This window comes from Pigmentiphaga sp. (genome assembly GCF_033795525.1).
In the GTDB taxonomy this organism is placed as follows: Bacteria; Pseudomonadota; Gammaproteobacteria; order Burkholderiales; family Burkholderiaceae_B; genus Pigmentiphaga.
Genome location: NZ_JARYGM010000007.1, coordinates 123,497 through 130,441, shown reverse-complemented (window position 1 = coordinate 130,441; position 6,945 = coordinate 123,497). Strand labels below are relative to the sequence as shown.

The following is a 6,945-nucleotide window of genomic DNA, read 5'->3' as shown; positions in this document are numbered from 1 at the left end:
CCGCGTCGTTCGCCGATCGTTTCAGATCATACTGGCCGAGGCCAGCGTCGGCGGGGGATTTTTTCAACGGCCTGTTAGACGATAGTGCCGCACACCGGACGGGAGCCGATATGAGAACGTATTCGAGTGGATGGTCGGAAAGCAGGGACAAGGCGGCGGACCAGGTGCGCGGACTGATCGAGGACGCCGAGGCGCTGCTCCGCAGCACGGCCGGATATTCCAGCGAAGAACTGCAGGCGGTGCGCAGCCGGCTGCGCGAGACGCTGGAACGGGCGGGCGGACGTTACCGCGATGCCCAGCAGAGCGCTGTGGCGTCGTATCGGGAAGCCACCGCCAAGACCGACGCCTATGTCCACGACAATCCTTGGCGCGCAGTCGGGATCGCCGCCGCCGTGGGGGTTGTCATAGGGCTGCTGGCCATTCGGCGCTGACGAAATGGCCGAAGAGCCTCCGTGGACGCTGTACCGACACGGACGACCGGCGCGGGCCGGCCCGAAAACGAAAACATGAGAATCGCCGCCGCAGTGGCTGCTCCCCCAGCGGGAGTGGCCGGCGGACGGCAACGTTTGCTTTTTTGAGGAGCTAGAGCGCATGCCCCATGTCTTGATCGTGGATGACGAACCGAACACCCGTGCCGCCTTGGCGGAAATCGTCGGTGCAGAAGGATTCACTACCGCGGTCGCGGGCGATCTGCGGGAGGCCCGCATCCAGATCGTACGGCAGGCGCCGGACGTCGTCCTCACGGACCTGAAGCTGCCGGACGGCAGCGGCATGGATCTCTTCAAGGAACTGGATCCTTCGATTCCGGTCGAGGTGATTCTGATAACCGGCCACGCAAGCGTCGAGAGCGCGGTGGACGCGCTCAGGCTCGGGGCGGCCGACTATCTCATCAAGCCGATCAACATGCAGCGGCTCAAGGCCATTCTCGACCGCATCCCCCGGGCGGGCGATCTCAAGGCGGAGATCGGTTCGCTGCGCGGAGAACTGCGGCGTTTCGGGCGCTTCGGCCGCATGCTGGGCAGTTCTCCCGTGATGCAGAATCTCTATGACCAGATCGGCAAGGTAGCGCCGACCGAGGCTACGGTGCTGCTGATCGGCGAGAGCGGCACTGGCAAGGAACTGGCGGCGCAGACCCTCCACGACCTGAGCCTGCGGCGCAAACGGCCGTTCCTGGCGGTCAACTGCGGCGCGATTTCGCCCAACCTGATCGAAAGCGAGATGTTCGGTCACGAGCGGGGCAGCTTTACCGGCGCCGAGCGCCAGCACAAGGGATATTTCGAGCGCTCGCACGGCGGCACGCTGTTCCTGGACGAAATCACCGAGATGCCCATCGAGCTCCAGGTCAAACTGCTGCGCGTGCTGGAAACCGGCGTATTCATGCGCGTGGGCACGAACCAGGAAATCGAGTGCGACGTGCGCATCATTGCCGCGACCAATCGCAATCCGCAGGAGGCTGTCGCCGAAGGCAAGCTGAGGGAAGACCTCTATCACCGCTTGAATGTCTTTCCCATTCAGCTGCCTCCCTTGCGGGACCGGGCAAAGGACGTTGAACTGCTGGCGCAGAGCTTCCTCGATCAGCTGAACGAAACGCACAAGACCTCCAAGGCATTTTCTCCGGCGATGCTGGCCGACATGGCGGCGCATGCCTGGCCCGGCAACGTGCGGGAGTTGAAGAACTATGTGCACCGCGCCTTCATCATGACGGATGGCGGGCTCATCGAGACCGTGGCGGCTCCCATACAACTGGCACCGGCCGCGCGGACGGAGAGCGAACCCATCGTCACCATCCCCGTGGGAATGTCGCTTGCGGAGGCTGACAGGCGCTTGATTTTCGCAACGCTGCAGCATTGCGGCGGCGTCAAGAAGCACGCGGCCGAGGTCCTGGGGATCAGCCTGAAAACGCTCTACAACCGGCTGGAGGACTATGCAGCGACCGATACCCGCGAAGCCGACGTGCACGACGCTCCCGTTTCCTGAGACTCGTCCACGGAGGCGCACCATGGTCCAGATTGAGTTGCACACGATTCCGCCCGATCCCCCGGTCAAGGACCCGCCGCCAGTGGGCGATCCTCCCCGGCAGCCAGTCGGGGACCCGCCGGTGCCGCCCGCTCAGGAGCCGGATCCCATCGACCCCGATCTTCCTCCCCCGCCGCCCACCCCTCCGGGCGAATGAGGCCGGCACACTACATGCTGGCAATCTCATGCGTTAGTCATTCGAGGAGATTGCCGTGTCGCTCATCGTCGCAGCTCGGTTCGACTCTTTTCCCGAGGCCGAGGAGGCCCGTCGAAAGTTGTTTGCGGCGGGTTTCGCCCGGGAAGATATTTCGATTTTCTTCGTCAATCCCGCCGGCCAGCACGACCGCTATCCGCTCGGGGGCGACCAGGCGGCGGACGCCGGGGCGCGCAAGGCGAAAAAGGGGGCGGTTGCAGGCGCGGCCTTGCTTGGCGTCGTGGGCGCCATCGTCGGCAGCCTGGTATGGCTATATGCCGCGGGCTCAGTGTTGGCTTTGATCATCGCCGTGGGCGTCGGCGCATACATCGGGTCGCTGGGCGGCGCACTGGTGGCGACCCGCAGCGCCGCACGCGCCTATCGGGCGGGCCACAGCACCGGCATGCGCCGCGCGGGAGTGCTGGCAGCCGTCCACGTGACCGAAGCCTCCGAAGCCGCCGCGGCCCAGGTCCTGCGGGAGTGCGGCGGCATGGATGTGGAACGGGCCCAGGGCCACTGGCGCGACGGCGACTGGGTGGATTTCGACCCGGTCGCCCCGCCCGTGCTGAGCGATAAAGTCCAGGCCCGGCCGGCCGACGGGATGAACGGGCACAGCCGCCACAATGGCCGCGGTGCCGTGCATCACTGAGGCTGCCCGGCAGCGGCCCGCCGGGCGGCTGCCGGCCTTATCGCCGTGGCGTCGCGTCGTCTTCGTCGTCGCCCGGCCGGGAACGGGCCAGCCGTTCCTCGTCCACCACTTCATCGGGCAGCACGTCGCTGCCTGTCCGCTCCTCTTCGTCGGGGTTCACCGACACCCGTTCGCCCGTACCGCCCGAGTCGGTCAGCGCCTCATCATCGGGGAGGCCGGCAAGATCGCTACCTGAGTCCGAGGTGTCGCTGGGACCGAGCTTGCCATGCTTGCTGCTGTCGTCCGGCGGGCTTTCGGGGGTTTCCAGCAAGGTACTGTTGGCCATTGCATGCTCCTTTGCGCGTACTCCATACAGGGGCGTCGAGCGACGCCCCGCGTGCACGGATGGGCCGCAAGCTGCGTGCCCGCGCAGGGGACGGCCCTCAGGCCGGCGGGGTCTTCGCCTTGTATTCGCATAGGTCGGCGATGCCGCAGAGCGGGCATTTCGGCGTGCGGGCGACGCAGACATAGCGGCCGTGCAGGATCAGCCAGTGGTGCGCATCCAGTAGGAACTGCTTGGGCACGACTTTGAGCAGGCGCTCTTCGACCTGGCGCACCGTTTTCCCCGGCGCGATACCGGTGCGGTTGGCCACGCGGAAGATATGCGTGTCTACCGCCATGGCGACCTGGCGGAACGCGGTATTGAGGACCACGTTGGCCGTCTTGCGTCCTACACCCGGGAGCGCCTCCAGGGCTTCGCGGCTGGCGGGCACCTCGCCGCCATGTTGCTCGAGCAGGATACGGCAGGTGGCGATGACATTCTTCGCCTTGGTCTTGTACAGGTTGATGCTGCGGACGTATTGCATCAATCCCTCTTCGCCCAGTGCCAGCAGTTTGTCGGGCGTGCCGTATTTGGGGAACAGGCGGCGGGTGACCAGGTTGACCGATTTGTCGGTGGCCTGCGCCGACAGGATGACGGCGATCAGCAGCTGAAAGGTCGATCCGTATTCCAGTTCGGTGGTAGGAGTGGGATTGGCGGCGTGCAGGCGCTCGAAAATGGCGTGTCGTTTGGCGGAATTCATGCAGGCACGGCTGGGGCCGTTGTTGTGATGGAACGGAAAAGTCAGTGTCCGCGCCGGGCGCGCGCCCGCGCAAGGGCGGCCTCAAGTATGGCACGCTTGCGCGCAGCCGCTTCGTCCTCGGGCTTCCCGGCCGGCGCCGCCGCCGTGCTGTCCGGCGTGCGGCGGTGCTCGGCGGAACGGGCACGCAGGCGTTCCTGGTCTTCCTGGCTTTCGCGGGCCAGCCGCGCCTGGCGCCGCCGGTAGCGTACCCGCGCCGCGCCGGCGTCGTCGCTGGTCCACGGGCGCGTGGGAGCGACCGGCGCCATGCTGATGCAGTCTACGGGGCAGGGCGCCACGCACAATTCACATCCCGTGCACAGGCCCGGCAGGACCGTGTGCATGGCCTTGTTGGCGCCGACGATGGCGTCGACCGGACAGGCCTGGATGCAAAGGGTGCAACCTATGCAGTGCTCCTCGTCGATACGGGCCACATGCAGCGGCAGATGCCGGCCGCGTGTTTCATCCAGCGCGAGAACCGGTCGGCCGAGCAGGGCGGCCAGCTGGGCGATGCCGCTATCGCCGCCCGGCGGGCAGCGGTTGATCTCGGCCTCGCCCTGCACGATGGCTCGCGCGTAGGGCCGGCAGCCGTCGTAGCCGCATTTGGTGCACTGCGTCTGCGGTAACTTGGCATCGACCAGATCGACCAGGTCCACGGTGGAATTCCTCAGTGCGGGTCGCGATGCTCGCGGATGAACTCGGCAATCCGGGGACAGATGACCTGGCGCCAGCGCCGCCCCGAGAAAATGCCGTAGTGGCCGCAGTTGGGCGCCGTGAAGTGGCGCTTGTTGGCGGCCGGAATGCCGCTGCACAGATCCTGTGCGGCGCGCGTCTGGCCCGAACCCGAGATATCGTCCAGTTCGCCTTCGATGGTGAAGAGGGCTACCGACTTGATGTCGGCGGGCTTGACCAGCCGGCCATGCACCTTCCAGACCCCGCGCGGCAGCTCGAAGTCCTGGAACACGATGCGTATCGTGTCCAGATAGTATTCGGCGGGCATGTCCAGCACGGCGTTGTATTCGTCATAGAAACGGCGATGCGCCTCGGCGTCCTCGTCGTCGCCCTGTATCAGGTCGAGGTAGAAATCGTAGTGCGACTTCAAGTGCCGGTCGGGATTCATGCTGACGAACCCGGCATGCTGCAAAAAGCCGGGGTATACCTTGCGGCCGGCCCCCGGGAAACGCCCCGGGACCCGGTGGATGAGCGTGTTCTCGAACCAGGAGTAAGGCTTGGTCGTGGCCAGGTTGTTGACCTGCGTCGGCGACTTGCGAGGATCGATGGGGCCGCCCATCATGATCATGCTGCGCGGCAAGTGGGAATCGCCGTCCGAGGCCATCAGAGACACCGCGGCCAGTACCGGTACAGTCGGCTGGCAGACCGAAATGACATGGACGTCGGGGCCCAGTTGCCGGATGAAGTCGCGGATGTAGTCGACGTAGTCGGCCAGGTGGAACGGGCCGGCCGATTCGGGGACCATGCGGGCGTCGATCCAGTCCGTTACGTACACGTCGTGCTCGGGCAGGAGGGCACGGACCGTGTCGCGCAACAGCGTAGCGTGATGGCCGGACAGCGGCGCGACCAGCAATACCGTCGGGTCCGCCTTGCGCCGGGCATGCTTGCCGCCTGCCGGCGTGCGTACGAAATGCACGAGATTGCAGAACGGCCGGGCCGCGGCGATTTGTTCGGTGACCACCGCTTCGGCGCCGTCCATCGTGGTAGTAGCCAGGCCCCACGCCGGTTTCTCGTAATCCTTGCCGAGCCGGTAGAGTAGCTCGTAGCCCGCCGCCAGCCGCCTGGACATCGGCGTGTAGGCCAACGGGCTGTAAGGGTTAGAGAAAAGCTGGGCCGTCGCGTCGGCGAAATGGGCGAAAGGCGTGAGCAGCGCGCGCTGCCATTCGTGCAGTTGGTACAGCATCCTTGCTCCAGACCGGGAAGGGACAATCGATTATTGTCCCTATACCGATTATATTGCAATGCACAATCCGCACCGCGCGGCCCGGCTACCAGTAGTTTTCTACTGCCAGGTTGCCCGGTTTCCCCCGGCGCGACGTGCCAAAGCCGCGTTCGGCCAGCAGCTTGCGCAGGTCAGACACCATGTCGGGGTTTCCACACAACATGATGCGCGAACGCGACGGATCCAGGGTGACGCCCGCCCGGCGTTCGAGTTCGCCGCCGGCAATCAGCTGGGTGATGCGCGCGTCCAGGGCGCCGGGGACCTTCTCGCGCGTGACCGAGGGAAGATAGACCAGCTTGTCCGGCCGCTCCCGGCAAAACTCGCCGAACACCTCATGCTCGCGCAGCCCCTCTATCGTGTCGCGGTAAACCAGCTCTTCGGCCGTCCGGACGCTGTGCACCACGATCAGGTGATCGTAGGTCTCCCATACCTCGAGGTCCTGCAGGACCGAGATGAAGGGCGCCAGGCCAGTGCCCGAAGCCAGCATCCAGAGGTCCTTGCCCGCCGGGAAGGCCGCCGTGGTCAGGAACCCGAAATTCGTCTTGTCCACATACAGCTTGTCGCCCACGCGCAAATGCTCGAGCGTGCTGGTGAATTCCCCGTCCGGCACGACGATGGAAAAGAACTCCAGGAAATCGTCGTAGGGCGCCGATACGATCGAATACGCCCGCCAGACGATACGGCGGCCCTCCGGCGCCTCGGGATCCGGACGCTCGACGCCCAGCCGCGCGAACTGCCCAGGCACGAAGCGAAACCCCGGCGCGCGGGTCGTCCGGAACGAGAACAGCTTATGAGGCACCCAGGTCTGCACCCAGGTAACCGTTTCGATGGTGTACTTATCGGTCATGAAGGGACCCCCCCTACGCGCTGACGCGCGCCCCCCAGGGGGCGGCACTGGCGGACCGGCAAAGCCGGATCCGCGGTGCCCTGGATCCAGGACCCATTTCTAGGAGCGTTGCGCCGGTGCTATCGCTGGCTGCCAGCGGCAGCACGGACGCCGCGCTCCAAGAAATCGGTCCTAGACCCAGGATGCGGT

The 6,945-nt window shown here is 65.8% G+C and carries 9 protein-coding genes; 4 read left to right on the top strand and 5 right to left on the bottom strand.

Annotated features, from left to right (window positions below; translation table 11 throughout):
- The first annotated feature begins 110 nt into the window (after positions 1-110).
- From QHC78_RS16360 to QHC78_RS16345, 4 genes are all read left to right on the top strand, one after another.
- On the top strand, positions 111-431 hold the full coding sequence (locus tag QHC78_RS16360) for an ElaB/YgaM/YqjD family protein (protein WP_319746388.1): 321 nt from the start codon (positions 111-113) through the stop codon (positions 429-431).
- A gap of 160 nt (positions 432-591) precedes the next feature.
- The gene (locus tag QHC78_RS16355) at positions 592-1,977 is read left to right on the top strand and encodes a sigma-54-dependent transcriptional regulator (protein ID WP_319746386.1); all 1,386 of its coding nucleotides are present in this window, start codon (positions 592-594) and stop codon (positions 1,975-1,977) included.
- A gap of 22 nt (positions 1,978-1,999) precedes the next feature.
- On the top strand, positions 2,000-2,173 hold the full coding sequence (locus QHC78_RS16350) for a hypothetical protein (protein WP_319746385.1): 174 nt from the start codon (positions 2,000-2,002) through the stop codon (positions 2,171-2,173).
- Between the two features lie 55 nt (positions 2,174-2,228).
- Positions 2,229-2,858: a hypothetical protein gene (locus QHC78_RS16345; protein ID WP_319746383.1), complete on the top strand. Its 630-nt coding sequence runs from the start codon at positions 2,229-2,231 to the stop codon at positions 2,856-2,858.
- A gap of 37 nt (positions 2,859-2,895) precedes the next feature.
- On the opposite strand, the gene QHC78_RS16340 is transcribed toward QHC78_RS16345, so the two are convergent.
- The 5 genes from QHC78_RS16340 to QHC78_RS16320 all read right to left on the bottom strand — a co-directional run bounded on the left by QHC78_RS16340 (position 2,896) and on the right by QHC78_RS16320 (position 6,756).
- Positions 2,896-3,183, bottom strand: coding sequence for a MatE family transporter (locus tag QHC78_RS16340; protein ID WP_319746382.1), 288 nt, complete (start codon positions 3,181-3,183; stop codon positions 2,896-2,898).
- Positions 3,184-3,280: 97 nt separating this feature from the next.
- Entirely contained in the window at positions 3,281-3,919 is a 639-nt protein-coding gene (gene nth, locus QHC78_RS16335) for an endonuclease III (protein ID WP_319746380.1), read from the bottom strand.
- 41 nt (positions 3,920-3,960) lie between these two features.
- Positions 3,961-4,611: an electron transport complex subunit RsxB gene (gene rsxB, locus QHC78_RS16330; protein ID WP_319746379.1), complete on the bottom strand. Its 651-nt coding sequence runs from the start codon at positions 4,609-4,611 to the stop codon at positions 3,961-3,963.
- Positions 4,612-4,622: 11 nt separating this feature from the next.
- On the bottom strand, positions 4,623-5,870 hold the full coding sequence (locus tag QHC78_RS16325; protein ID WP_319746377.1) for a polyhydroxyalkanoate depolymerase: 1,248 nt from the start codon (positions 5,868-5,870) through the stop codon (positions 4,623-4,625).
- An 85-nt stretch (positions 5,871-5,955) separates the two neighbouring features.
- Entirely contained in the window at positions 5,956-6,756 is an 801-nt protein-coding gene (locus QHC78_RS16320) for a ferredoxin--NADP reductase (RefSeq protein ID WP_319746376.1), read from the bottom strand.
- Positions 6,757-6,945 lie beyond the last annotated feature (189 nt).

Coding starts and splice junctions, on each gene's coding strand:
- QHC78_RS16320 (WP_319746376.1), bottom strand. CDS start 6,756: ATGACCGATAAGTACACCATCGAAACGGTTACCTGGGTGCAGACCTGG.
- QHC78_RS16325 (WP_319746377.1), bottom strand. CDS start 5,870: ATGCTGTACCAACTGCACGAATGGCAGCGCGCGCTGCTCACGCCTTTC.
- QHC78_RS16360 (WP_319746388.1), top strand. CDS start 111: ATGAGAACGTATTCGAGTGGATGGTCGGAAAGCAGGGACAAGGCGGCG.
- QHC78_RS16350 (WP_319746385.1), top strand. CDS start 2,000: ATGGTCCAGATTGAGTTGCACACGATTCCGCCCGATCCCCCGGTCAAG.
- nth (WP_319746380.1), bottom strand. CDS start 3,919: ATGAATTCCGCCAAACGACACGCCATTTTCGAGCGCCTGCACGCCGCC.
- QHC78_RS16355 (WP_319746386.1), top strand. CDS start 592: ATGCCCCATGTCTTGATCGTGGATGACGAACCGAACACCCGTGCCGCC.
- QHC78_RS16340 (WP_319746382.1), bottom strand. CDS start 3,183: ATGGCCAACAGTACCTTGCTGGAAACCCCCGAAAGCCCGCCGGACGAC.